The 22,462-nt window shown below is 62.3% G+C and carries 21 protein-coding genes and 1 pseudogene; 8 read left to right on the forward strand and 14 right to left on the reverse strand.

The window, feature by feature from the left end; all coding sequences use genetic code 11:
• The first annotated feature begins 46 nt into the window (after nucleotides 1-46).
• Nucleotides 47-886 (forward strand): AAA family ATPase, encoded by an 840-nt coding sequence (locus tag AC3EML_RS01930; protein WP_352520837.1) that lies wholly within the window; start codon nucleotides 47-49, stop codon nucleotides 884-886.
• A gap of 41 nt (nucleotides 887-927) precedes the next feature.
• Here the strand turns inward: AC3EML_RS01930 and AC3EML_RS01935 are convergent, their stop codons facing one another.
• Nucleotides 928-2,466 carry an MFS transporter gene (locus tag AC3EML_RS01935; protein ID WP_352520836.1) on the reverse strand — a complete coding sequence of 513 codons (1,539 nt, stop codon included), beginning with the start codon at nucleotides 2,464-2,466 and terminating at the stop codon, nucleotides 928-930.
• Between the two features lie 141 nt (nucleotides 2,467-2,607).
• Between AC3EML_RS01935 and AC3EML_RS01940 the strand changes: the two genes are divergently transcribed.
• The 6 genes from AC3EML_RS01940 (at nucleotide 2,608) to msrB (ending at nucleotide 6,791) form a co-directional block, all read left to right on the forward strand.
• Nucleotides 2,608-3,471, forward strand: a complete 864-nt coding sequence (locus AC3EML_RS01940; protein WP_352520835.1) for a LysR family transcriptional regulator — start codon at nucleotides 2,608-2,610, stop codon at nucleotides 3,469-3,471.
• Nucleotides 3,472-3,529: 58 nt separating this feature from the next.
• On the forward strand, nucleotides 3,530-3,976 hold the full coding sequence (locus AC3EML_RS01945) for a GNAT family N-acetyltransferase (RefSeq protein ID WP_023668728.1): 447 nt from the start codon (nucleotides 3,530-3,532) through the stop codon (nucleotides 3,974-3,976).
• Nucleotides 3,977-4,011: 35 nt separating this feature from the next.
• Complete coding sequence (locus AC3EML_RS01950) at nucleotides 4,012-4,272, forward strand: type II toxin-antitoxin system HicB family antitoxin (protein WP_352520834.1); 261 nt, start codon at nucleotides 4,012-4,014, stop codon at nucleotides 4,270-4,272.
• Between the two features lie 9 nt (nucleotides 4,273-4,281).
• Nucleotides 4,282-5,472 (forward strand): vWA domain-containing protein, encoded by a 1,191-nt coding sequence (locus AC3EML_RS01955; RefSeq protein WP_352520833.1) that lies wholly within the window; start codon nucleotides 4,282-4,284, stop codon nucleotides 5,470-5,472.
• A gap of 16 nt (nucleotides 5,473-5,488) precedes the next feature.
• On the forward strand, nucleotides 5,489-6,286 hold the full coding sequence (locus tag AC3EML_RS01960) for an MBL fold metallo-hydrolase (protein WP_023684142.1): 798 nt from the start codon (nucleotides 5,489-5,491) through the stop codon (nucleotides 6,284-6,286).
• 100 nt (nucleotides 6,287-6,386) lie between these two features.
• Nucleotides 6,387-6,791, forward strand: coding sequence for a peptide-methionine (R)-S-oxide reductase MsrB (gene msrB, locus AC3EML_RS01965; RefSeq protein WP_013529102.1), 405 nt, complete (start codon nucleotides 6,387-6,389; stop codon nucleotides 6,789-6,791).
• 62 nt (nucleotides 6,792-6,853) lie between these two features.
• Here msrB and AC3EML_RS01970 read toward each other — a convergent pair whose 3' ends face one another.
• The 13 genes and pseudogenes from AC3EML_RS01970 to AC3EML_RS02030 form a co-directional block, all read right to left on the reverse strand.
• Nucleotides 6,854-7,165 carry a hypothetical protein gene (locus AC3EML_RS01970; RefSeq protein ID WP_031196451.1) on the reverse strand — a complete coding sequence of 104 codons (312 nt, stop codon included), beginning with the start codon at nucleotides 7,163-7,165 and terminating at the stop codon, nucleotides 6,854-6,856.
• Nucleotides 7,166-7,172: 7 nt separating this feature from the next.
• Nucleotides 7,173-7,613 carry a hypothetical protein gene (locus AC3EML_RS01975; protein ID WP_023694568.1) on the reverse strand — a complete coding sequence of 147 codons (441 nt, stop codon included), beginning with the start codon at nucleotides 7,611-7,613 and terminating at the stop codon, nucleotides 7,173-7,175.
• 93 nt (nucleotides 7,614-7,706) lie between these two features.
• Nucleotides 7,707-7,967 (reverse strand): DUF2312 domain-containing protein, encoded by a 261-nt coding sequence (locus tag AC3EML_RS01980; RefSeq protein WP_023668722.1) that lies wholly within the window; start codon nucleotides 7,965-7,967, stop codon nucleotides 7,707-7,709.
• Nucleotides 7,968-8,117: 150 nt separating this feature from the next.
• On the reverse strand, nucleotides 8,118-11,576 hold the full coding sequence (gene pyc, locus AC3EML_RS01985) for a pyruvate carboxylase (RefSeq protein ID WP_023704918.1): 3,459 nt from the start codon (nucleotides 11,574-11,576) through the stop codon (nucleotides 8,118-8,120).
• Nucleotides 11,577-11,858: 282 nt separating this feature from the next.
• A complete protein-coding gene (locus AC3EML_RS01990; protein WP_023668720.1) occupies nucleotides 11,859-12,980 on the reverse strand; it encodes a branched-chain amino acid ABC transporter substrate-binding protein in 1,122 nt (373 codons plus the stop codon).
• A gap of 137 nt (nucleotides 12,981-13,117) precedes the next feature.
• A complete protein-coding gene (locus tag AC3EML_RS01995) occupies nucleotides 13,118-13,465 on the reverse strand; it encodes a DUF6867 family protein (RefSeq protein WP_023668719.1) in 348 nt (115 codons plus the stop codon).
• A gap of 112 nt (nucleotides 13,466-13,577) precedes the next feature.
• Entirely contained in the window at nucleotides 13,578-14,306 is a 729-nt protein-coding gene (locus AC3EML_RS02000) for an ABC transporter ATP-binding protein (RefSeq protein WP_023668718.1), read from the reverse strand.
• Between the two features lie 20 nt (nucleotides 14,307-14,326).
• Nucleotides 14,327-15,433, reverse strand: a pseudogene (locus AC3EML_RS02005) (ABC transporter ATP-binding protein); the annotation flags it as partial.
• Complete coding sequence (gene livM, locus AC3EML_RS02010; RefSeq protein ID WP_352520832.1) at nucleotides 15,433-17,028, reverse strand: high-affinity branched-chain amino acid ABC transporter permease LivM; 1,596 nt, start codon at nucleotides 17,026-17,028, stop codon at nucleotides 15,433-15,435. The pseudogene AC3EML_RS02005 and the gene livM, both read right to left, overlap by 1 nt.
• 4 nt (nucleotides 17,029-17,032) lie before the next feature.
• Nucleotides 17,033-17,935, reverse strand: coding sequence for a branched-chain amino acid ABC transporter permease (locus AC3EML_RS02015; RefSeq protein ID WP_023668715.1), 903 nt, complete (start codon nucleotides 17,933-17,935; stop codon nucleotides 17,033-17,035).
• Between the two features lie 461 nt (nucleotides 17,936-18,396).
• Nucleotides 18,397-19,398, reverse strand: coding sequence for a 4-hydroxyproline epimerase (locus AC3EML_RS02020; protein ID WP_352520831.1), 1,002 nt, complete (start codon nucleotides 19,396-19,398; stop codon nucleotides 18,397-18,399).
• Between the two features lie 13 nt (nucleotides 19,399-19,411).
• Entirely contained in the window at nucleotides 19,412-20,749 is a 1,338-nt protein-coding gene (locus AC3EML_RS02025) for an NAD(P)/FAD-dependent oxidoreductase (RefSeq protein WP_352520830.1), read from the reverse strand.
• A gap of 45 nt (nucleotides 20,750-20,794) precedes the next feature.
• Complete coding sequence (locus tag AC3EML_RS02030; protein ID WP_352520829.1) at nucleotides 20,795-21,688, reverse strand: dihydrodipicolinate synthase family protein; 894 nt, start codon at nucleotides 21,686-21,688, stop codon at nucleotides 20,795-20,797.
• A gap of 69 nt (nucleotides 21,689-21,757) precedes the next feature.
• Between AC3EML_RS02030 and AC3EML_RS02035 the strand changes: the two genes are divergently transcribed.
• Nucleotides 21,758-22,447 carry a GntR family transcriptional regulator gene (locus AC3EML_RS02035; protein WP_488505144.1) on the forward strand — a complete coding sequence of 230 codons (690 nt, stop codon included), beginning with the start codon at nucleotides 21,758-21,760 and terminating at the stop codon, nucleotides 22,445-22,447.
• The last annotated feature ends 15 nt before the right edge of the window (nucleotides 22,448-22,462 follow it).

Genomic DNA, 22,462 nt, shown 5'->3' on the forward strand with positions numbered 1-22,462 from the left:
GTCAAGCAGCGTCCTTACGGTCGCGCTCACCAACCGAGGAGCAAGTATGCGTTTCGAAGGCACGGCGGCCTATGTCGCCGACAAGGATCTGATGGTGGCGGTGAACGCCGCGATCGCGCTGGAGCGGCCATTGCTGGTCAAGGGCGAGCCGGGCACCGGCAAGACCGAGCTTGCCCGCCAGGTGGCATCGGCGCTCGGCCTCGACCTGATCGAATGGCACGTCAAGTCGACCACCCGTGCGCAGCAGGGACTGTATGAATATGATGCTGTCTCGCGGCTGCGCGACAGCCAGCTCGGCGATGCCAGGTTCAACGACATCAAAAACTACATCAAGCGCGGCAAGCTCTGGCACGCCTTCGCGGCCGGTAAGAAGGTCGTGCTGTTGATCGACGAGATCGACAAGGCCGATATCGAATTCCCCAACGACCTGCTGCAGGAACTCGATCGGATGGAGTTCTTCGTCTACGAAACCGGCGAAATGATCCGCGCCGCTGTGCGCCCCATCGTCATCATCACTTCCAACAATGAGAAGGAACTGCCCGACGCCTTCCTGCGCCGGTGCTTCTTCCACTACATCCGCTTTCCCGATGTCGACACGCTGCACAAAATCGTCGACGTGCACTATCCCGGCATAAAGCAGAATTTGGTGCGTGCTGCCCTGACCCAGTTCTACGAGATCCGCGATGTGCAGGGGTTGAAGAAGAAGCCGTCGACCTCCGAGGCGCTCGACTGGATCCGCCTGCTGGTCGCCGACGACATCGCACCCGAGGATCTGCGCGCCGACCCCAAGAATGCGCTGCCGAAGCTGCACGGCGCACTGCTCAAGAACGAACAGGACGTGCATCTGTTTGAACGCCTGGCCTTCATGGCCAGACGGCAGGGGTGAGAATCGAGGGTTGGCTGACAGCTACGGGCGGCTTTGGCCGCTTACTCCGCGGGAGCAAACCCTCTCTCCTGCGGCGCGACGCGCTTCGGCCCGAAGATGACGAAGCCGATGACCGACAGGGCGAGAACGCCGATCCCGCAATAGAGCATGACCCAGCCGAAACCGTTGACCAGGGCGGCATGCACGATGGCGCCGGATGGGTCGAGGGCTGCGAGCTTCGGCGTCCCCTGCGCAAGGCCCTCCAGATTGCCGGTGGCAACCCTTTCCGCCAGTGCCCGCAACTTATCCGGCTCCAAAGCCGCGCCGAGTGTGGCCCGCAGGTGGGAAACGATACCTTGCGTCAGCAGCAGGCCGAGCACCGCGATGTTGATGGCAAGCGTGATCAGGCGTGCGCTGATGTCGATGCCGGACGCCATGCCGGCACGATCCGGCGATACCGCGCCGGTCGTGGTATTGGTGGTCGGCGAATTGGTGAGACCGATGCCGATGCCGGCAATCAGCGTGCCGGGCATCATGGTCAGCCAGGTGGCGCCCTCGAGCCCGGAGCCGATCCACATGGCGATGAAACCGATCCCTAGCGTCAGCAGACCGAGCGGGATGGCAATTCGCGCCTGATAGCGCGCGCGAATGCGCTCGGCGATCGGCGGCATCACCATGAAGGGCAGCGTGTAGACGAGCAACAGCAGGCCGGTCGTCGTGCTGTCGTAGCCGAGAACGCCCGAATAATAGATCGGCAGATAGATGATGAACGGCCAGTAACTGAAATTCATGCCGATGGCGCCCATGATCGCGCCGGAAAACTGGCGGATGCGGAACGCGGAGAAATCGAACATCGGATAGGGATTGACCCTCTCGGCCACAAGGAAAGCGATGAACGCAGCCACGGAGGCTAATATCACGCCGATGCGGGCGCTGGTCCCGAGATCCGCACCCTGCGTGATCAGATAGGAGAAGCCGAACACAGAAACCGACAGCGTCAGCATGCCGGCCCAGTCGAGCTTCTGGGCATTGTGATCGCGCGATTGCGTGACACCGGCGCCGATAAAGGCGAGCGCCAGGAGCGCCAGCGGCACGTGGATGAGGAACACCCACTGCCAGTTCGACAGCGCCACGATCAGGCCGCCAATGGCGGGACCGAAACCAAGCCCGATGCCTGAGACGACGCTCCAGGCAACAAAAGCCTTGCCGCGTTCGCGGCCATCCTGGAACTGATGCGACAGCACGGCGACGCTGCAGGTCAGCATCGCGCCGCCGGCGAGACCTTGCAGGAAGCGGGCGGCGATCAGCAGCGCCGCACTCGGCGCCAGGCCGCACAGCAGCGAGGCGAGGCCGAAGGCGACGGTGGTGATCACCATCACGCTCTTGCGGCCGAAACGGTCGGCCAATGTCCCTGTCGCCATCAGCACCGTGGTGCAGGCAATGGTGTAGGCGTTCATGATCCATTGCAGGTCTTTGAAATCGGCGGCGAGCACGCTTTCCAGTTTCGGCAGGATCACCGGCACGCTGGAGATTTCGAGCCCGAACAAGAGCGACGCCAAGCACACGCCGGTGAGCGCGATGGTGTTTCGTTGAATTGGCATATCGATCTCTTTCCATCGGAACATGCGGCGCTCTTCAAACCGCGACCAGTTTGACATAGAGGAGACTTGACCATGAAAAAAGACTATGCTCGGCTATATCAGAAATGACAAAATCGAATGGTTGGCCAATGGAGTGCTGCGATGACCAGTCTTGATGTGGACGCCGTACGAACCTTTGTGATGGTGGCCGATCTGCAGAGCTTCACCCAGGCGGCCACGGCGCTGGGCAGCACCCAGGCGACAATCAGCGTCAAGCTGCGCCGTCTTGAGGAAAAGCTCGGCGCGCGATTGATCGAAAGAACGCCGCGCCGCGTCAGCCTGTCGACACGAGGCGCCGTCTTCCTCCCCGCCGCGCGCGACTTCCTTGCCGCGCACGAGCGCGCCATGGCGGAGTTTGCATCAGCACCGTGCCGGCTTGCGCTCGGCTTTGTCGATCATGCCGCCGGTCCGGCGCTGTCCATTCTGATTGCCCAGCTCCATGCGCACGATCCATCGCTGACGCTCAGTTTGAGGATCGATACCAGCACGGTGCTCAAGGAAGCTTTCGATCACGGCGAGCTCGACGCGGTTATCGTGCACCGCGAAGGCGACAGCCGTCCTGGCCGGACCTTGTCGCGCAACCACTATGGCTGGTTCGCCGCACCTTCCTTCGAGTGGCAGCGCGGAACGCCGTTGCGCCTCGCGCTCTTAAGCACCGTGTGCAACTGTCCGGATCGTGTGCGGGCGGTCGAGGCGCTGGACAAAGCAGGCATCGCCTGGGAGGAGGCCTTCGTCGGCGGCGGCGGCGCGGCCGTCAACATTGCGATATCGGCGGGCTTTGCCGTTTCGGCGCTGGCTCACTGCGTCGCTCCGCCCGGCCTGATCGAGGTTGGCCGCAAGCTCGGCCTGCCGTCGCTTGACCCCTCCGAAGTGGTGCTGCATTCGCACAATCTGGCGCCGCGGGCGCGTGACGCGCTGCAAATGCTGGCGACCGCATTTCGCGAGTACAATTCGCCGGTGGGTTAGGCGATGGTGTTTCCGATCTGATTCCGCCGGAATCCGATAAGGCTTTGGAGGAACCGAAATGACCGAGATCACCGTCCGCCCGCTGGCGCTGGCCGACCATGCCGACTGGCGGCGGCTGTGGACTGCCTACCTCACCTTCTACGAGACCAAGCTGCCGGACGAGGTCTACGACATCACCTGGAAACGACTGTTCACGGAAGGTGAATTCGAACCGAAGGGGTTTATCGCCACGCTCGACGGCAAGGCGGTCGGCCTGACCCATTATCTCTATCACCGCTCCGGCTGGTCGGAGAAAAACAACTGCTACCTGCAGGACCTGTTCGCCGACCCTGATGTGCGCGGCAAGGGCATCGGTGCGGCCCTCATTGAAGCGGTCAAGCAGGAAGCCGGCAAGATCGGCGTCAAGAACGTCTATTGGATGACCCACGAAACCAACGCCACAGCGCGCAAGCTCTACGACCATGTCGCGCGGCGGACAGGTTTTATCGAGTATGATCTGCTATGATGCGAGCGCGATCGAAATAACGCGGAAGGAGCCGAATGATCCGCTATGTCGGAATCCTGGATGGCAGTGACGGCGTTTGGGGAGTGCGGATGCCCGATCTCGCCGGCTGCCACGGGGCCGGCGCAAAGCCGGCGGAAGCGATAGCCGATGCCGCCTCGGCTATGCGCGAATGGGCGGAAGCCCGCATCGCAAAGCACTTGCCCATGCCCAACCCACGTACTGTGGCAAATCTTCTGCAATCCGGCGAAATCGACAGTGCCCGTGGCGACTCCGCCGTGTCCGTTCGGCATAGATAACGGCCAACCATGTTCATCCCCTTCTTCCTCGAACTGAAGGCCGCGCGGGTTCCCGTTTCGGTCAGGGAATATCTGTCGCTGCTGGAAGGGCTGGAGGCCGGGCTTGTCGACTATGACGTCGAGGGGTTTTACTACCTCGCGCGCGCCGCTTTGGTGAAGGACGAACGCCATATCGACCGCTTCGACCAGGTGTTTGCGCATGTCTTCAAGGGGATCGAGGCGCTCACCGGCCCCGATGCCGTCGGTGTCGCCAACATCCCTGAGGAATGGCTGCGCCGGCTCGCCGAAAAGCACCTGACCGAGGAAGAGAAGAAACTGATCGAGGCGCTCGGCGGTTTCGACAAGCTGATGGAGACACTGAAGCAGCGGCTGGAGGAGCAGAAAGGCCGCCACCAGGGCGGCTCGAAATGGATTGGTACCGGCGGCACCTCGCCTTTCGGCGCCTATGGCTACAATCCCGAAGGCGTGCGCATCGGCCAGCATGAAAGCCGCAATCGCCGTGCGGTGAAAGTCTGGGACAAGCGCGAGTTCAAAAATTTCGACGACGCCGTCGAGCTCGGCACCCGCAACATCAAGGTGGCGCTGAAGCGCCTGCGCCGCTGGGTGCGCGAGGGTGCGGAGGAAGAGTTCGACCTGCCCGGCACCATCCATGCCACCGCCGAGCACGGCTATCTCGATGTGCAGACGCGACCCGAACGGCGCAACGCCGTGAAGCTCTTGATGTTCTTCGATGTTGGCGGCTCGATGGACGACCACATCAAAAGCGTCGAGGAGCTGTTTTCGGCCGCCCGCGCCGAATTCCGCCGGCTCGAATATTTTTACTTCCACAACTGCCTTTACGAGGGCGTCTGGAAGGACAACCGGCGCAGGCATGCCGAGGCCATCCCGACCTTCGATCTGCTTCACAAATACGGCCCCGACTACAAGGTGATCGTCGTCGGCGATGCCTCGATGAGCCCTTACGAGATCGCGCATCCCGGCGGTTCGGTCGAGCATTGGAATCCGGAAGCCGGCAGTGTCTGGCTTGGCCGCCTCATCCAGCAATGGCCGAATGCGGTCTGGCTGAACCCCGAAAACCAGAAAAACTGGGGCTTCACCCATTCGATCGCGATGATCCGCGATCTCTTCGGCGGCCGCATGTTCCCACTGACGCTGGCCGGGTTGGAAGCCGCGACGAAGCAGCTCTCACGCAAGCATTGATATGAGAGGAAAACCGATGACCTGCTTTCTTTGCCCGCAATGCGGCGTCCAGTTCGCGGCAACGCAGACCCCTCCAGAAAATTGCCCGATCTGCGAGGACGAGCGGCAATATGTGCGCTGGGAAGGCCAGGCCTGGATCACTGGGGAAGAACTCTCTGCCGGGCATAGGCTTGTGATGAAGGACGATGCCGGCGTTCTCGCTTTCGGCATCGAGCCGCGCTTTGCTATCGGCCAGCGGGCGCTGCTGGCGCAGACGCCGCACGGCAATGTGCTGTGGGATTGCATCTCGATGGTGAGCGACGAGGCGGTAGCCGAAATCAACCGTCGCGGCGGCCTGGCCGCGATCGCCATTTCGCACTGCCACTATTATTCGGTGATGGTCGAGTGGAGCGAGGCGTTTGGCGGCGTGCCGATCTATCTCCATGCCGACGACCGCCAGTGGATTATGCGGCCGCACAACGCCATCGTCAGCTGGGCGGGCGAGACGCTGGCCATAAACCCGTCGCTGACACTCGTGCGTTGCGGTGGCCATTTTGCCGGCGGCCAGGTGCTGCATTGGAAACGCGATGACGGTAACGCCCTGCTGTCCGGCGACATATTGCAGGTGACGCCGACGCGTCGCCATGTCAGCTTCATGTACAGCTATCCGAACTACATTCCGCTCAATGCGCCGGCCGTGCGACGCATCGCGGCGGCACTTGAGCCTTTCGAATTCGACGACATCTACGGCGCGTGGTGGCAGCAGAACATCATCGGCGGCGCAAGAACGGCATTTCATGCGTCGATCGCCCGCTATCTTCAGGCGATTGGGTAGGAGCTCGGCTGAAAATGCGAGCAAAACACGTAACAAACGCCTATCTCTAAGCGAATATAGCTTGCAACCAACAACAAGCCGCCAAGGCTGAGGAGATCAAATGGACACCCACACCTACCCTGTCACCCGCACCGACGCCGAATGGCGCGCCCGCCTGACGCCCGAGCAATATGCGGTCATGCGCGGCCATGGCACCGAACGGCCCGGAAGCTGCGCGCTGCTCTACGAAAAGCGCGCCGGCACCTTTTCCTGTGTCGGCTGCGACCAGCCGCTGTTCGAATCCAAGCTCAAGTTCGAGAGCGGCACCGGCTGGCCGAGCTTCAATGATCCGGTGCCCGGTTCGGTCGAAAACACCGTCGACCGCAGCTACGGCATGGTCCGCACCGAATGCCACTGCGCCCGCTGCGGCAGCCATCTCGGCCATGTCTTCGAGGACGGCCCGCCGCCGACCGGCCTGCGCTATTGCATCAACGGCGTGGCGCTGAAATTCGAGCCGGCGGCTTAAGCCGCGGCTTGACCACCATCTTCAAAGGGCGGCTTCGGCCGCCCTTTTTCGTGTGAATCTTCTCAGACAACCACCACCAGGATCAGCCAAAGCGTAGCCCCGAGCGTCATCAACGAAGCCTTGGCGCCACTGGATTTTTCCGTGGTTCGCCAGACGGCAAAGGTCAGAAAGATGTTGTAGGGCACGGGCGCGAAATGCACCGCCAGGACGACGGCGAGCGGCAGCTTCAAGCCGAGCAGAATGAGCGCGGCCACCGACGAGGTGATGTTGATCGCCGTGCCGACAAGGACTAGATCGCGCCAGAACAACCGCTCGACCGGAACCGCGCCTTGCCAGCGCGAGCCGAAGAAGGATCCGATGCTTTGCACCAACACCTAATAGCTATCCCTCTCTCAGCACGTCGGTGACGGCGCGCTCGAAGCGCGAGCATTCCGTCACCAGCCAGTCGGCCATGGCCGGCCAGTTGTCCTCGGCATAGCAGTTCACCCGCCACATCGAATTGATGCCGAGGGCCTCGCAGCTCTGCTCCGGCCTGAGCTTCAGCCTGTCTTCGATTGCCGGTTGGAACGGCTTCAGCCGCGACCAGACCCCGGTCGCGCCGAACTTCTCGTTACGGCCGAAAAAGACGCCAACTTGGCTTTGCGCCGGCGCGACATACATGGACAGGACCAGAGCGAAGTCGGGCAGCCCGCGCTGCCAGAACCAGGGTCCGCGCCGCGCCATGGAAGCGCGTTCCTCCGGATGCCGTTCGGCGAACAGCGCCCAGAAGCTGCGTTGGCGGAATTCAGAGGCGCGGCGGGCGCCGAAGTCGAATTCGCTCATGGTTCGATGCCCGTTCCAGCATCATTCCTTGGCCCGAGACTGTTTCGAAATTCGCTCTGGCGATATCAGCCGGAGTAGAATTTCCAGACAGCCTTACACCATGCCGAGCGCGGCCTTGTAGAGATCGAGGATGGTTTCCTCTTCCTGGCGCTCGGCCTGGTCCTTCTTGCGCAGCCGGATGATCGACCGCATCGCCTTGGTGTCGAAGCCGGTGCCCTTGGCCTCGGCGAACACTTCCTTGATGTCGTCGGCGATGGTCTTCTTTTCTTCCTCGAGCCGCTCGATGCGCTCGATGAAGGCGCGCAACTGGCCGGCGGCAACAGTCTGGCTGGTATCTGTGATGTCGTCGGCCATGTTTTTTCTCCGCTACTTTTTAAGCACCGCGATTCTGGCGCGGTAAATTGGGAGCGGGTTCGATGCCCGAGCAGGCGCGGCGGGTCAAGCCATTATCGATGCTCCATCAACGGCTGCTGCCAGCCGTCCCCAGTGTGATGGATCCGCGCGTCAGCCAAACGCGATCAACAGATCCTTCGCATCGATCTGATCGCCGGCCTTGACCAGCACTTCGGCCACTGTGCCGTCGCGCTCGGCATGCAGGGCCGTCTCCATCTTCATGGCTTCGATCGACAACAGCACGTCGCCGGCCTTGACCGCTTGGCCGGCGGCAACCGAAAGGGCGGAGACCACGCCCGGCATCGGCGCGCCGACATGCGCCTCGTTGCCGGGCTCGGCCTTGCGCCGAGCCTTGGCCGCCGAGGCGCCATGCGCCCTGTCCGGCACCCGGACACGGCGCGGCTGGCCGTTGAGCTCGAAGAACACGGTGACCATGCCCTTCTCATCGACGTCGCCGATCGCAAGGCAGCGCACCACAAGCGTCTTGCCTTTCTCGATGTCCAGGAAGATCTCGTCTTCCGACTTCATGCCGTAGAAATAGGTAGGCGTCGGCAGCACACTGACCGGCCCGTAGGTTTCCTGCGCGGCGGCGAAGTCGGTGAACACCTTCGGATACATCAGCCAGGAGGCGAATTCGTACTCCGAGAGCTTGCGCTCCAGCTTCTGCTCGATCTCCTTGCGGCTGGCCTTGAGGTCGGCTGGCTTGAGCAGCGAGCCCGGGCGCTCGGTGATCGGCTTGCTTTCCTTCAGTGCCTTCTTCTGCAGCTTCGCAGGCCAGCCGCCGGGCGACTGGCCGAGATCGCCGCGCAGCATCGAGACGACCGAGTCCGGGAAGGCGATGTCCTTGGCCGGGTTTTCGACGTCGGCAACCGTTAGATCCTGGCTCACCATCATCAGCGCCATGTCGCCGACCACCTTGGACGACGGCGTCACCTTGACGATGTCACCGAACATCAAATTGACGTCGTGATAGGCTTGTGCCACCTCGTGCCAACGCGTTTCCAGCCCGAGCGAACGCGCCTGCTCCTTGAGATTGGTGAACTGGCCGCCCGGCATTTCGTGCAGATAGACTTCCGAGGCTGGCCCCTTGAGATCGCTTTCGAAGGCCGCATACTGGTTGCGCACCGCTTCCCAGTAGAAGGAGATGTTGCGGATCCATTGCGGATCGAGGCCGGGATCGCGCTCGGTTCCCTTCAGCGCCTCGACGATCGAGCCCAGGCAAGGCTGCGAGGTGTTGCCGGAGAAGGAATCCATCGCCGCGTCGATGGCGTCGACGCCACTTTCCACGCCCGCCAGCACCGTCGCCGCCGACAGGCCTGACGTGTCGTGGGTGTGGAAATGGATCGGCAGGTCGGTGGCTTCGCGCAGCGCCTTGAACAGCACGCGGGCGGCGGCAGGCTTCAAAAGCCCGGCCATGTCCTTGACGGCGATGATATGGGCGCCGGCTGCCTGCAATTCTTTCGCCAACCCGACATAGTATTTAAGGTCGTATTTGGCGCGCGCCGGATCGAGGATGTCGCCGGTGTAGCAGATCGCCGCTTCGACCAGCTTGCCCTCCGCGCCCACCGCGTCCATGGCGACGCGCATATTCTCGACCCAGTTCAGGCAGTCGAAGACGCGGAACAGGTCGACCCCGCCGGCCGCTGCCTGGCTGACGAAATGTTGCACGACATTGTCGGGATAGTTGGTGTAGCCGACGCCATTGGCGCCGCGCAGAAGCATCTGCAGCAAAAGGTTGGGGGCCGCTTCGCGCACTTTGCTCAACCGCTCCCACGGATCCTCGGTGAGGAAGCGCATGGCGACGTCGAAAGTGGCGCCGCCCCAGCATTCCAGCGACAGCAGCCGCGGCAGCGCGCGCGCATAGGTACCGGCAATGCCGGCAATGTCATGCGTGCGCATGCGGGTGGCGAGCAGCGACTGGTGACCGTCGCGCATCGTCGTGTCGGTGACAAGCACCTCTTTTTGCTCACGCATCCAGGCAGCGAATTTCTCCGGCCCCAACGCGTCTAGCTTCTGCTTGCTGCCATCAGGCACATTGCCGTTGAGATAGGGCACGACAGGCGCTGCCGCATCGGTCTTGGGCATCGGTCGGCCGCGGGTTTCGGGATGGCCGTTGACGCTGACGTCGGCCAGATAGTTGAGCAGCTTGGTGGCGCGGTCCTGCCGCTTCACCTGCGCGAACAGCTCCGGCGTCGTGTCGATGAACCTGGTCGTGTAGGAATTGTCGGCGAAGCGCGGGTGGTTGATGATTGCCTCGAGGAAGGTGAGGTTGGTGGCCACGCCGCGGATGCGGAACTCGCGCAGGGCCCGGTTCATGCGGGCGATCGCCTCGGCCGGTGTCGGGGCCCAGGCAGTCACCTTCTCCAGCAGCGGATCGTAGAAGCGGGTGATGACCGCGCCCGAATAGGCGGTGCCGCCGTCGAGGCGGATGCCGAAACCGGCGGCTTCGCGATAAGCGGTGATGCGGCCGTAGTCCGGAATGAAACTATGCTCCGGATCCTCGGTCGTAATGCGGCACTGCAGCGCGTGACCGTTCAGCCTGATGTCGGCCTGCGCCGGCACGCCCGACTCTTTCGTGCCGATGGCAAAGCCGTCCAGTATGTGGATCTGCGCCTTGACGATGTCGATGCCGGTCACCTGCTCGGTGACGGTGTGCTCGACCTGGATGCGCGGATTGACCTCGATGAAGTAGAATTTGCCGGTGTCGGCGTCCTGCAGGAATTCCACCGTACCGGCGCCGATATAGCTGGTCTCCCGCGCGATCTTGAGCGCATAGCCGCAAAGCTCCTGGCGCAATACCTCGCTGAGATAGGGCGCCGGCGCCCGTTCGACGACCTTCTGGTTGCGGCGCTGGATCGAGCAGTCGCGCTCGAACAGATGTACAGCGTTGCCATGCGTGTCGCCGAGCACCTGGACTTCGACATGGCGGGCGCGCTCGATCAGCTTTTCGAGATAGACCTCGTCCTTGCCGAAGGCGGCCTTGGCCTCGCGCTTGCCTTCCATCACCTCGCGGGCGAGGTCGGCTTCCGTGCGGATGGCGCGCATGCCGCGCCCGCCCCCGCCCCACGATGCCTTGAGCATCACCGGATAGCCGACTGTCTTGGCGAGCTGCTTGACTGCTTCCATGTCGTCCGGCAGCGGTTCGGTTGCCGGCACCACTGGCACGCCAACCTCGATGGCCAGATTGCGCGCGGCGACCTTGTTGCCGAGCCGGCGCATCGTGTCGGGTTTCGGTCCGATGAAGATGATGCCGGCCTCGGCGCAGGCATCTGCGAATTCAGGGCTTTCCGACAGAAGGCCATAGCCTGGATGGATGGCGTCGGCGCCGGACAGCCTGGCGACGCGGATCACTTCCTCGATCGACAGATAGCTTTCGATCGGCCCCATGTCCCTGGCCAGATGCGGCCCGCGCCCGACCTGGTAGCTTTCATCGGCCTTGAACCGATGAAGCGAATATTTGTCCTCCTCGGCCCAGATCGCCACGGTTTTGAGGCCGAGCTCGTTTGCCGCGCGAAAGACGCGGATGGCAATTTCGGACCTGTTGGCGACGAGGATCTTCGTGATGGCCAAGGAAGGAGGCTCCGGACAGGGAGGGATGGGGCAGAGGCATGATTAACGCGAAAATGCTGCAGTGCAACCAAAATCGGGGAGAGATTAAACCGATTTAAAAGGGATTCTAGCACCTCTGCTCGAAAAGCTGCGTGCGATTGGCGTCGCGAGGTGACGCTAATTGTCGTGCCCGCACAAATTCGACCCCGGCTAGCGGCTTATCCAGCCACCCTCGCTTTGCCCTGTCACCAAAGAAAAATGCCCGGCGCGAGCGCCGGGCATTCCATAGAGCTGTGTTCCGAATTACGACTTCGGGAACCAGGAGATCTTGCCGTCCGGACCCTTCTTCCATTCGTACATGATGTAGCCCGGGAGCTTCGGATCGCCCTTCGCGTCATAGGCGAGATCGCCCAGAACGGTCTTGAACGGGCCCTTCTCGTGCAGCGCCTTGGCCACTTCCACGGGGTCGTTCGACTTGGCCACGGCAGCGGCCTCGGCGATCACCTGCATGGCGGCGTAGGAGTAGAGAGTGTAGGCTTCCGGCTCGAAGCCCTGGGCGCGGAACTTCTCGACAAGTGCCTTGTTCTCGGGGATCAGGCGCGGATCGGGACCGAAGGTGTTGAGCGTGCCGATAACCGCATCGCCGGCGATCGCAGCCAGCTCGTCGGTGACGATGCCGTCGCCCGACATCAGGGTAGCCTTGAGGCCCTGGTCCGCCGACTGGCGGATGATCAGGCCGGCTTCGGTATGCAGGCCGCCCCAATAGATCAGGGTAACGCCGGCGTCCTTCATCTTGGCAATCAGCGCCGAGAAGTCCTTGTCGCCGACATTGACGCCTTCGTACATGACTTCGGTCAGGCCGGCTGCGTTCATCGCCTTCTTGGTCTCGTCGGCAAGGCCCTGACCATAGGGGGTCTTGTCGTGGATGACGGCAACCTTGGCGTCCTTGAAGTTGGTCGCGATATAGCCGCCGGCGATGCCGCCCTGCTGGTCATCGCGTCCGCAGGTGCGGAACACGTTCCACAGGCCGCGCTCGGTGAATTTCGGGTTGGTCGCCGCAGGCGTCACTTCGACGATGTTGTTGTCGACGTAGACTTCCTGCGAAACCGGGATCGAGACGCCCGAGTTGAAGTGGCCGATCACGAATTTCACGCCGTCGCCGACGAACTTGTTGCCGACCGAAATGCCCTGCTTCGGATCGGAGACGTCGTCGCCGACTTCGAGCTTGATCTGCTCGCCGTTCATGCCGCCTGCGGCGTTGATGTCGGCAACGGCCGCTTCCGCACCCTTCTGCAGCTGCGCACCGAAGGCCGCATTCGGACCGGTGATCGGACCTGCGACGCCGACGATAACGTCAGCCCATGCATTGCCACCGAACGCGACAAGCGCGGTCAGGGCAACGGCGGACAAAAGTGATTTCTTCATTTAAACGCTCCCATTTACGAGGTGGGCGTGGATGAAACTTTCATGCGATGCCCACCCTTATCGCAGAAAGCGTACTTTGCCGATTTTCAGGCCCTTGTCACGCCGATTCATCCCCGGGACGGCGTTAATGATGAACGTCAACCTTTCGGTTTCCAGCTTAAGATCGAAGCCCGTTCGTAAAGCCAATTATACTGCGTCACCATCTGGTTCGTACGCGTGTATTGATAGCCGACAAATCCCAATATCATGAGCACGATTGTGTCCACGACATAGTATTGCAGCGAAAACATCGTGCCGCCGAACAAGGCATGATGGATGAACCTGATGCCTATGCCGAGACCCAGCAGATAGGCGAACAGCGCCGGCAGGCTGCGCCATGTCTGGGCGCTGGCCTTGCCGGTCATCCATGCCGCCCAGCCGCCGAGCAGACAGGTGACGAAGAAGAACTGCCAGATGGAAGGTTCCTCGTGAAGAATGCCTTGCATGATGAAGACTCCCTAGCATGATCCCGAAAAGTTGCAGACTTTTCGGACAAAGGTCATGCGACAAACAAACAAGTTGGAGCGGAATACCGTATGCATACATTCCGCTCCAAAATCAGTGATGGCCGCCTTCGAGATAGGCCGCCCGCACTTCCGGATTGGCGAGCAATTCCTTGCCTGTGCCGCTCATGGTCACGTTGCCGTTGACCATGACATAGCCGCGCGTGGCGAGTTTGAGCGCGCCGAAGGCGTTCTGCTCGACCAGGAACACGGTCAGCCCTTGCGTGCGGTTCAGCTCGCGGATGGCATCGAAGATCTGCTTGACGATCAGCGGCGCCAGACCCAGCGACGGCTCGTCGAGCAACAGCAGCTTAGGCCGCGCCATCAGCGCACGTCCGATCGACAGCATCTGCTGCTCACCGCCCGACAGCGTGCCGCCGCGCTGGGCAATGCGCTCCTTGAGGCGCGGGAACAGCGCGAACACCTTCTCAGCATCTTCGTCATAGTGCTTGAGATTGTCGAGACCGGCGCCCATCTGCAGGTTTTCCATCACCGTCATGCGCGGGAAAATGCGCCTGCCTTCCGGCGACTGCGCAATGCGCATGCGGGCGATCTCGTGCGTCGGCATCTGGGTGATGTCGGTGCCGGCGAAAGTGATTGAGCCGGCACGAGCGCGCGGCGCACCGAAGATGGTCATCATCAGCGTCGACTTGCCGGCGCCGTTGGCGCCGATCAGCGCGACGATCTCGCCCTGGTTGACGTGGACATCGACGCCGTTCAGCGCCTTGATGTTGCCGTAGTAGGTCTCGACGCCCTTGATGTCGAGCAGCGTTGTCTCGGCCATCACTTACGCCCTCCGCGCGGCTTGCCTGTCGGGGATTTGGTGGCCGCCGGTTTGGACTTGGCCGTTAGACGCTCGGACGGTGCTCTTGGCGCGGAGTTGGCTCTTGTATCGTATTGGGTGGCCTTTGAAGCTCCCTTCGACACTGTGACCCGCTCGCCCTGGCTGTGGCCGATCGTGTCGCTTACCGGGCCGGCGAGATAGGAAGACGATGTGCCTGGTCCGTGAGCCGAATCCGGCCCGATGTCCAGCTGCTCGATGACGTCTTCATCGCCGACCTCGGTCAGCACCGTCTCGACCTCCTCGTCGTCGACGCCGAGATAGGCGGCGATGACGCGCGGGTCGGTACGCACCGATTGCGGGCTGCCGTCGGAAATCTTGCGGCCATATTCAAGCACCACGACATGGTCGGAAATCTGCATGACCACCGACATGTCATGTTCGATCAGCAGGATCGAGGTACTGCTCTTGATGTCCATCAGCAGCGAATTCAGCGCAGCCGACTCCTTCGGATTGAGACCGGCCGCAGGCTCGTCGAGGCACAGAAGTTCGGGCCCAGTGCACATGGCGCGCGCAATCTCGAGGCGCCGCTGCGCGCCATAGGGCAGGTCGCCGGCCGGATCGTCGGCGCGATCGACAAGGTCGGCCTTCTCCAGCCAGTGCTTGGCAAGCTCCACCGATTCAGCCGAGGCTCTGCGGTAGCCGCCGATCCCGAACAGGCCCAGGATCGTGTAGCCGGATGCCTTCATCAGCTTGTTGTGCTGGGCAACCAGCAGATTCTCCAGCAGCGTCATGCCCGAGAACAGGCGGATGTTCTGGAAGGTGCGCGCCACCTTGGCGCGCGCCGGGATCTCATGATTGGGCAGCCGTTCGAGCAGGAAGCTCGAGCCGTCGGCCCGGTTGAGCGTAATCATGCCTTCCGACGGCTTGTAGAAGCCGGTGATGCAATTGAAGACGGTGGTCTTGCCGGCGCCATTGGGTCCGATCAGAGCGGTGATCTCGCCGCGCTTGGCCTGGAACGACAGGTCGCCGATGGCGATCAGGCCGCCGAACTTCATCGAAAGATGCTCGACCTGGAGGATGGCGTCTTTCATACCCGGATTGGTCTTCTGAATGGAGGTCGCGCTCATCAGCCGTGCCCTTCCTTGGTGAAGGAGGAGGAGACCGCTTTTCGTTCACTGAGGAATGCCGTCGGTTCACGGCTGCCGACAAAGCCGCGCGGCTTCCACAGCATGACGATGACCATCGCCATGCCGAACAAAAGCATGCGGTAAAGCTCCGGGGTGAAATCTTTTCCGAAGACACTTTTCAGGAAATCGAGTTCGCGCAGCGCCTCGGTGCCGCCGATCATCACCAGCGCGGCGACCGCGATGCCGACCAGCGAGCCCATGCCGCCGAGCACCACGATGGCCAGGATGATCGCCGATTCGAGGAAGACGAAGGATTCAGGGCTGACGAAGCCTTGCCGTGCGGCGAAGAAGGCGCCGGCAAAACCGCCGAACATGGCGCCGGTGGCAAAGGCGGTGAGCTTGGTGGTGGTGGTGTTGATGCCAAGCGAGCGGCAGGCAATCTCGTCCTCGCGCAGCGCCTCCCAGGCGCGGCCGACAGGCATGCGCCTGAGCCTGATGGTGACGAAGGCGGTCAGCAGCGCCAGGCCGAGAATGAGATAGTAGAGGAAGATCTTGTAGTAGGCGCTTGACTGGGCGATGTGCAGCACCTTGCCGATGTAGTTCGGGTCCGTCGAATTGAACGTCATCAGGCCGAAGAAGGTGACCTTCGGGATGCCGGAGATGCCGGCCGAGCCGTTGGTGACTTCACGCCAGTTGATCAGCACCAGGCGGATGATCTCGCCGAAGGCCAGCGTCACGATCGCCAGGTAATCGCCACGAAGCCTGAGCACCGGAAAGCCGAGCATAACGCCCCAGAAGGCGGCCATGGCGCCGGCGGCGGGCAGCAGGATCCAGAACGACAGGCCGTATTGCGAACCGAGCAACGCATAGGCATAGGCGCCGACCGCGTAAAAGGCGACGTAGCCGAGATCGAGCAGGCCGGCGAGGCCGACGACGATGTTCAGCCCCCAGGCCAGCATCACATAGATCAGGATCTGGATGCCGAAATTGTCGACCCACTTCAACGAGCCCTGCAGGCCGCCGGTTATCGACCACGCGTAGATCGACAGCACAACGACGACGAGGATCGGGTATAGCACCAGCGCCGCAATGCCGAGCTTGGTGAAATTGGCGTGGATGAAGGAGCGGAAATAGAAGATCACGCAAGCGAGCGCGTAAATGACGGCCAATGCGCGCAGGAACTGAAGGTAGCCGGCCAGATCGGGTCCCACCAACGCCGGCAGGGCGCTGCCGAACGCAACCAGGACAACCGCCAGCACGACGGCGACGATGAAGGCCGGAAGCAGGAAGAAGCGCGACGCGACGCTCGCCGGCAACAGGCCGGTGGCGACATTGGTGATCTTCTGATTGGCCATGAACGGCTGGCCATATGCAATGTAGAAGAAGCGGCCAAGCATGGTCAGCACGACCACGGTGATGAGCAGCAACCAGCGCTGCACCAGGATCAGCTGGTTGCTTATGTTCTGGTCGGTCTTCAGGCCGATGAAGAGAATGAACAACCCCAGCGAGATGGCGCCGGCATAGAACGCTTCGCGCGATGCACGCTGCACGGGGGAGGCGACGGTGTCGCGCTCCGAGGATACGGAAACCGCCATTGTCTCAGACCTTTTCGACTTCTGGCCGGCCCAAAATGCCGGAAGGCAGGAAGATCAGCACGATCGCCAGGATCGAGAACGCCGCGACGTCCTTGTAGTCGATCGAGAAATACGCCGACCACATGCTCTCGATGAAGCCGATCAAAAGCCCGCCAAGCACCGCGCCCGGCAGAGACCCGATGCCGCCGAGAACGGCCGCGGTGAAGGCCTTGACCCCCGGCACAAAGCCGTCGGAAAAGGCGATGACGCCGTAATACATCAGGAACAACGTGCCCGCGACGGCCGCAAGCGCTGCACCCATGATAAAGGTGATCGAGATCGTACGGTCGACATCGACACCGAGCAGCGCCGCCATCTTGCGGTCCTGCTCGCACGCCCTTTGCGCCCGGCCGAGGGAAGTCCTGTTGACCAGGTACCAGAACAGCGCCAGCAGCAGGGCGGTGACGACGACGATGATGATCTGCTTCAGCGACACGCTGATGCCGTTGATGTTGTAGACTTGGCTGACCATCGGCGGGATCGGCTTGTTGCGCGGACCTTGCGTCACCTGGATGAAGTTCGACAGCGCGATCGACATGCCGATGGCGGTGATCAGCGGCGCCAGCCGGAACGAACCGCGCAGCGGCCGGTAGGCCACCTTCTCGATCGTCCAGTTGTAGAGGCTGGTGAGCAGCATCGCCACGATCATCATGATCAGCAGCGCCAGGACGACCGGCACTGAATAGAACAAGGAGCCGAGGATGAGGAAGACAACGAGGGCGGCGAATGCCCCGACCATGAAAATGTCGCCGTGGGCGAAGTTGATCATGCCGATGATGCCGTAGACCATCGTGTAGCCGATTGCGATCAGCCCATAGATCGATCCCAGCGTCAGCCCATTGATAAGCTGCTGGACAAAGTACTGCATGTGTACATGGCTCCCCTGGAATGTCGCCCATGCAGACGCATTCCTTTTCGTATTTCCCCTAGTCGTAAAGTTTCGAGCCCGGATTGCAACGTGATTTTTCAAACGTCGAGCGTGTTTTGCCGGCACGCCTTCCGATTGCCCGTTTTTTTGCTCCCGACCCCTGGACTATCGCGGACCCTACCATTGGCATAACGCAATGTCTTTGACGATTCAGCCGGGCCAGCGACCTCATTTCGAAGAAATCCCGGTCAAAATTCGATGATGAGACGAATCCTTGCGTTGTTGGCGGGTTTCGTTTTTTAGCCACATTCCGTACTGACCAGCTGCAACATGGGTTACTTCCCGACTATGGCGGTGGATGCCTCGCCCAACGCGCTAACCTTTCGCTGACTGGTTTCGCCAAGAGGTCCCGCTCTGGGTCCAAGTCTTGGGTCTCGGTGGATGATCGGCAGCCTACCGTATCACTTAACCACAAAACCGTGCGCGAACGGATCGCGGTCGTCGATGAAGATGGTGTTCAGGCCGGTCATCCGCGCCCAGCCGCCGATCGAGGGAATGATGGCCGGCTTGCCGGCGACGGTGACGTCCTTTTCGACCTTGCCCTCGAACAGCGAACCGATGATCGATTCATGGACGAAGCTGTCGCCTGCCTTGAGCTTTCCCTTGGCATGAAGCTGCGCCATGCGCGCCGAGGTGCCGGTGCCGCAAGGTGAACGGTCGATGGCCTTGTCGCCATAGAAGACGGCGTTGCGCGCATCCGCGCCCGCTACCGTCGGCTTGCCCGTCCACAGCATGTGGGACAGCCGGTTGATGCCGGGGTTTTCCGGATGCACGAACGAGTACTTCTCGTTGAGCCGCTGCCGCACCACAGGGCTCCAGGCGACGAAATCGCCGGCGGAATAATCAGCCATGTCGCGAAAATTCGCCTGCGGCTCGACTATTGCGTAGAAATTGCCGCCATAGGCGACATCGACGGTGATCTCGCCAAGCTGCGGGCAGTCGACCGTCAGTCCCTCGGCATAAAGGAAGGACGGTACATTCGTGATGCGCACCTCCTCGACATAGTCGCCGACTTGCTTGTATTCGGCGATGACCAGCCCGGCCGGTGTGTCGAGCCGGAGCACGCCGGGTGTCTTCGGCTTGATCAGCCCATGTTCGATGGCCATCGTCACCGTGCCGATCGTGCCGTGGCCGCACATCGGCAGGCAGCCCGACGTCTCGATGAACAGGATGGCTATGTCGCAATCCTCGCGCGTCGGCGGATAGAGGATCGAGCCCGACATGACATCGTGGCCGCGCGGCTCGAACATCAGCCCGGTGCGGATCCAGTCATACTCCGCCAGGAAATGCGCCCGCCGCTCCATCATCGTCGACCCCTGAAGCAAAGGGCCGCCGCCGGCGACCAGCCGCACCGGATTACCGCAGGTATGGCCGTCGATGCAAAAGAAGGATTTTTTGGCCATGATTTCCTCGAACTCAAAACCGTTGCGGGCTGAAGGGAGCAAGATCGATCGGCGAAGTTTGCCCGAGAACAAGATCGCGAATCAAGCGGCCGCTGGCCGCCGCCTGGGTCAGGCCGAGATGGCCATGGCCAAAGGCGTAGACGACGTTGGACGCGGTGCCCGCCGTGCCGATGACGGGCAGCGAATCCGGCAGCGACGGGCGACACCCCATCCACTCGCGGCCACCTGACGCGTCCAGCCCCGGAAGGAATTGTCTGGCTTTTTCCAGCATGGCCTTCGAACGCGCAAAATTCGGCGGCCGGTCGAGACCGCCCAACTCGACGGCGCCGCCGACGCGCAAGCCCGTCTCGAGTGGCGTGATGACGAAGCCATGGCCGGAAAAGATCAGCATCCGCTGCACGTCGAAAGCGGTCTTCGGCAGTGTCGTGTTGTAGCCGCGCTCGGTTTCGAGCGGGATGGTGTCGCCAAGCGCCTTCGTCAGCAGATGCGACCATGCCCCGGCGGCCACGACAAGATGTCTTGCCTGCCTGGTCGTGCCGTCCGTCAGCGTCAGCGTCGCGCCATCAGGATTGGCGGCGACGCGCTCTATGCGCGCCTTTTCGAAACGCGCGCCCAGCCTTTCGGCATAGGCCCACACCCCCTTGCCGAGCAGTTTCGGATCGGCGACCGTCTTCCAGCCCGGCACGAAGGTGCCCTTGATGAAGCGCGGCGACAGTCCCGGCTGCAGCCGCGCCAGTTCGTCGCCTTCGACATGGCGAAAGCCGATGCCGAAGCGCTCGCGCGCCGCCCAGCCCGGCAGCCCGGCCTGAAATTCGGCCTCGCTTTCATAAAGCTCCAGCGAGCCGTCCTCGCGCAGCATCAGCCGCGTGCCGGAACGGTCGAGCAGGCCCATCCATTCAGCCTCGGCGAGCTTCATCATGCCTGCCTGAGCAGCAAGGCTCGCCTCATATTTTTCTGGTGCGCCAGCGCGCCAGAAGCTGAACAGCCAAGGCAACAGCTTCGGCAGATAGGCTGGCGGGATGCTGAGTGGTCCGAGCGGATCGGCAAGCCATTTCGGCAAGTGCCGCATCATGCCCTTATGCGCCAGCGGCAGCACGTCGGAGAAGGCGAAGGCGGCGGCATTGCCGGAGCTCGTCTCCTCGCAGATGCCGGTGCGGTCGAAGACCGTGACGCTGCGCCCGGCCTCGGCCAGCATGGCCGCCGCGCAGATGCCGACAATGCCGCCACCGACAATGGCGATATCTACCCTTTCTCCCCGTTCACGGGGAGAAGGGGCCCGAAGGGCGGATGAGGGGCGGCGGCCCTCCTCTGTGTCCCTGGAATTTCCTTGCACGTCGGCGCTGCCCCTCATCCGGCTGCCGCCATCTTCTCCCCGTGAATGGGGAGAAGAAAGCCTTCAGAACTGCGGCAGCTTCGGCCGTACCGCCAGCGCGTCATTGATGATCTTCTCGACCGCTTTGCGGCGCTCGCCCGACAGCGGCTGGCGCGGCATGCGCACGCGGTCATTTGTGTCGATCGCAAGCACTTCGGCAAGCTTGATGTTTTGGACCAGATAGGTCGAGACATCGAGATCGAGCAGCGGCCGGAACCAGCGATAGATCGAAAGCGCCTCCTCGCGGCGGCCCTGCTTCATCAACTGGTAGATGGCGACTGTCTCGCGCGGGAAGGCGACGACCAGACCCGCCACCCAGCCGATGGCGCCCACCGACAGCGCCTCGAAGGCGAGATTGTCGACGCCGGTGAACAGATCGTAGCGGTCGCCGAAGCGGTTGATGATCTCTGTCGAGCGGCGGATGTCGTCGGAGGACTCCTTGATGGCGACGAAGCGCTTGTCGGCGGCCAGTTCCTCCATCTGGTCGACGGTGACGTCGACGCGGTAGGCGAGGCGGTTGGAGTAGATCATCACCGGCAGGTCGCCGGCCTGAGCGACGGCGCGCAAGGCGGCGACCGTCTCTTCCGGGTTGGTGTGATAGATCGGGCTCGGTACCACCATCAGCCCGTTGGCGCCTTCCCGGCTCGCGCGCTTTGCGATGCTCGCCGCCTCGCGGGTGCCCGCCTCGTTGACCGTCAGCAGCACCGGCTTGTTGCCTGCAACTTTCTGGGCAGTCTTCAGCACCTCGATCTTCTCGTCATGCGACAGCATCGGCCCTTCGCCAAGCGAACCGCAGACGATGATACCGTCGCAGCCTGCCTCCATCTGCAAAGCAAAGCAGCGCTCCATCTCGGCATGATCGAGGCGGTCGTCATCAGTAAACTTGGTCGTGACGGCGGGGAAAACTCCGGTCCACATGATCGTCTCTCCATCTGATATATCAGCCGTATATCTATTTGAAAACCGGTTGTCAACGCGGAATTCGTTATGATATATGTGAGATATATCAGGAGCCCACCTTTGATATCCAGTGAGACAGCATACCCCGAGCCGGCCGCCGCCAAGGCCTACCATGTACTCGAGCATATGATCGTGACGTTGGAACTGGCGCCGGCGAGCTTTGTCACCGAAGGCGCCCTCATCGAGAAGCTGGCGCTAGGACGCACGCCGGTGCGCGAAGCGATCCAGCGCCTCGCCTGGGAAGGACTGCTGGATGTCAGGCCACGCGCCGGCATCGCCATTGCCCCGCTTCATCCCGGCGACTGGCTGCGCGTGCTGGATGCCAGGCGCGGCGTCGAGGTGGTGCTGGCGCGCTCGGCCGCCCGCTTCGTCACCCGTGAGGCCGCCGACCTGTTTCATGAGGCAGCCCTTGCCATGCAGAAGGCCGTCATCTCGGGCAATGTGCTGGCCTTCATCCAGGCCGACAAGGCGCTCGACGAGGCCTTGGCGATGGCCGCCGACAACCCGTTTGCGGCCCGTCTGGCCGCGCCCCTGCAGACCCACAGCCGCCGCTTCTGGTTCCGCTACAAGGCCGACACAGGGCTGGCCGAATTGGCCGAACACCACGTCGCGCTAATCCGCTCGATCCTGGCCGGTGACGAAGAGGCTGCCGCCAAGGACGCCAAACGCCTTATGGCACTGCTGCGCGGCCATGCCGAAGTGGCCGCCACACGCTGAACTCCGTCTCTGCTC

The sequence above is a fragment of the Mesorhizobium sp. P170090 genome (assembly GCF_057786115.1).

Excerpts from the sequence above, each read along its gene's own strand:
- AC3EML_RS01980 (WP_023668722.1), bottom strand. The coding sequence starts at position 7,967 with ATGGCCGACGACATCACAGATACCAGCCAGACTGTTGCCGCCGGCCAG.
- AC3EML_RS01940 (WP_352520835.1), top strand. The coding sequence starts at position 2,608 with ATGACCAGTCTTGATGTGGACGCCGTACGAACCTTTGTGATGGTGGCC.
- AC3EML_RS01930 (WP_352520837.1), top strand. The coding sequence starts at position 47 with ATGCGTTTCGAAGGCACGGCGGCCTATGTCGCCGACAAGGATCTGATG.
- AC3EML_RS01955 (WP_352520833.1), top strand. The coding sequence starts at position 4,282 with ATGTTCATCCCCTTCTTCCTCGAACTGAAGGCCGCGCGGGTTCCCGTT.
- AC3EML_RS01995 (WP_023668719.1), bottom strand. The coding sequence starts at position 13,465 with ATGCAAGGCATTCTTCACGAGGAACCTTCCATCTGGCAGTTCTTCTTC.
- msrB (WP_013529102.1), top strand. The coding sequence starts at position 6,387 with ATGGACACCCACACCTACCCTGTCACCCGCACCGACGCCGAATGGCGC.
- AC3EML_RS02035 (WP_488505144.1), top strand. The coding sequence starts at position 21,758 with ATGATATATGTGAGATATATCAGGAGCCCACCTTTGATATCCAGTGAG.
- AC3EML_RS02030 (WP_352520829.1), bottom strand. The coding sequence starts at position 21,688 with ATGTGGACCGGAGTTTTCCCCGCCGTCACGACCAAGTTTACTGATGAC.
- livM (WP_352520832.1), bottom strand. The coding sequence starts at position 17,028 with ATGGCGGTTTCCGTATCCTCGGAGCGCGACACCGTCGCCTCCCCCGTG.
- AC3EML_RS02015 (WP_023668715.1), bottom strand. The coding sequence starts at position 17,935 with ATGCAGTACTTTGTCCAGCAGCTTATCAATGGGCTGACGCTGGGATCG.
- AC3EML_RS01945 (WP_023668728.1), top strand. The coding sequence starts at position 3,530 with ATGACCGAGATCACCGTCCGCCCGCTGGCGCTGGCCGACCATGCCGAC.
- AC3EML_RS01950 (WP_352520834.1), top strand. The coding sequence starts at position 4,012 with ATGATCCGCTATGTCGGAATCCTGGATGGCAGTGACGGCGTTTGGGGA.
- AC3EML_RS02020 (WP_352520831.1), bottom strand. The coding sequence starts at position 19,398 with ATGGCCAAAAAATCCTTCTTTTGCATCGACGGCCATACCTGCGGTAAT.
- AC3EML_RS01960 (WP_023684142.1), top strand. The coding sequence starts at position 5,489 with ATGACCTGCTTTCTTTGCCCGCAATGCGGCGTCCAGTTCGCGGCAACG.
- AC3EML_RS01935 (WP_352520836.1), bottom strand. The coding sequence starts at position 2,466 with ATGCCAATTCAACGAAACACCATCGCGCTCACCGGCGTGTGCTTGGCG.
- AC3EML_RS02000 (WP_023668718.1), bottom strand. The coding sequence starts at position 14,306 with ATGGCCGAGACAACGCTGCTCGACATCAAGGGCGTCGAGACCTACTAC.
- AC3EML_RS01990 (WP_023668720.1), bottom strand. The coding sequence starts at position 12,980 with ATGAAGAAATCACTTTTGTCCGCCGTTGCCCTGACCGCGCTTGTCGCG.
- AC3EML_RS02025 (WP_352520830.1), bottom strand. The coding sequence starts at position 20,749 with ATGAGGGGCAGCGCCGACGTGCAAGGAAATTCCAGGGACACAGAGGAG.
- AC3EML_RS01975 (WP_023694568.1), bottom strand. The coding sequence starts at position 7,613 with ATGAGCGAATTCGACTTCGGCGCCCGCCGCGCCTCTGAATTCCGCCAA.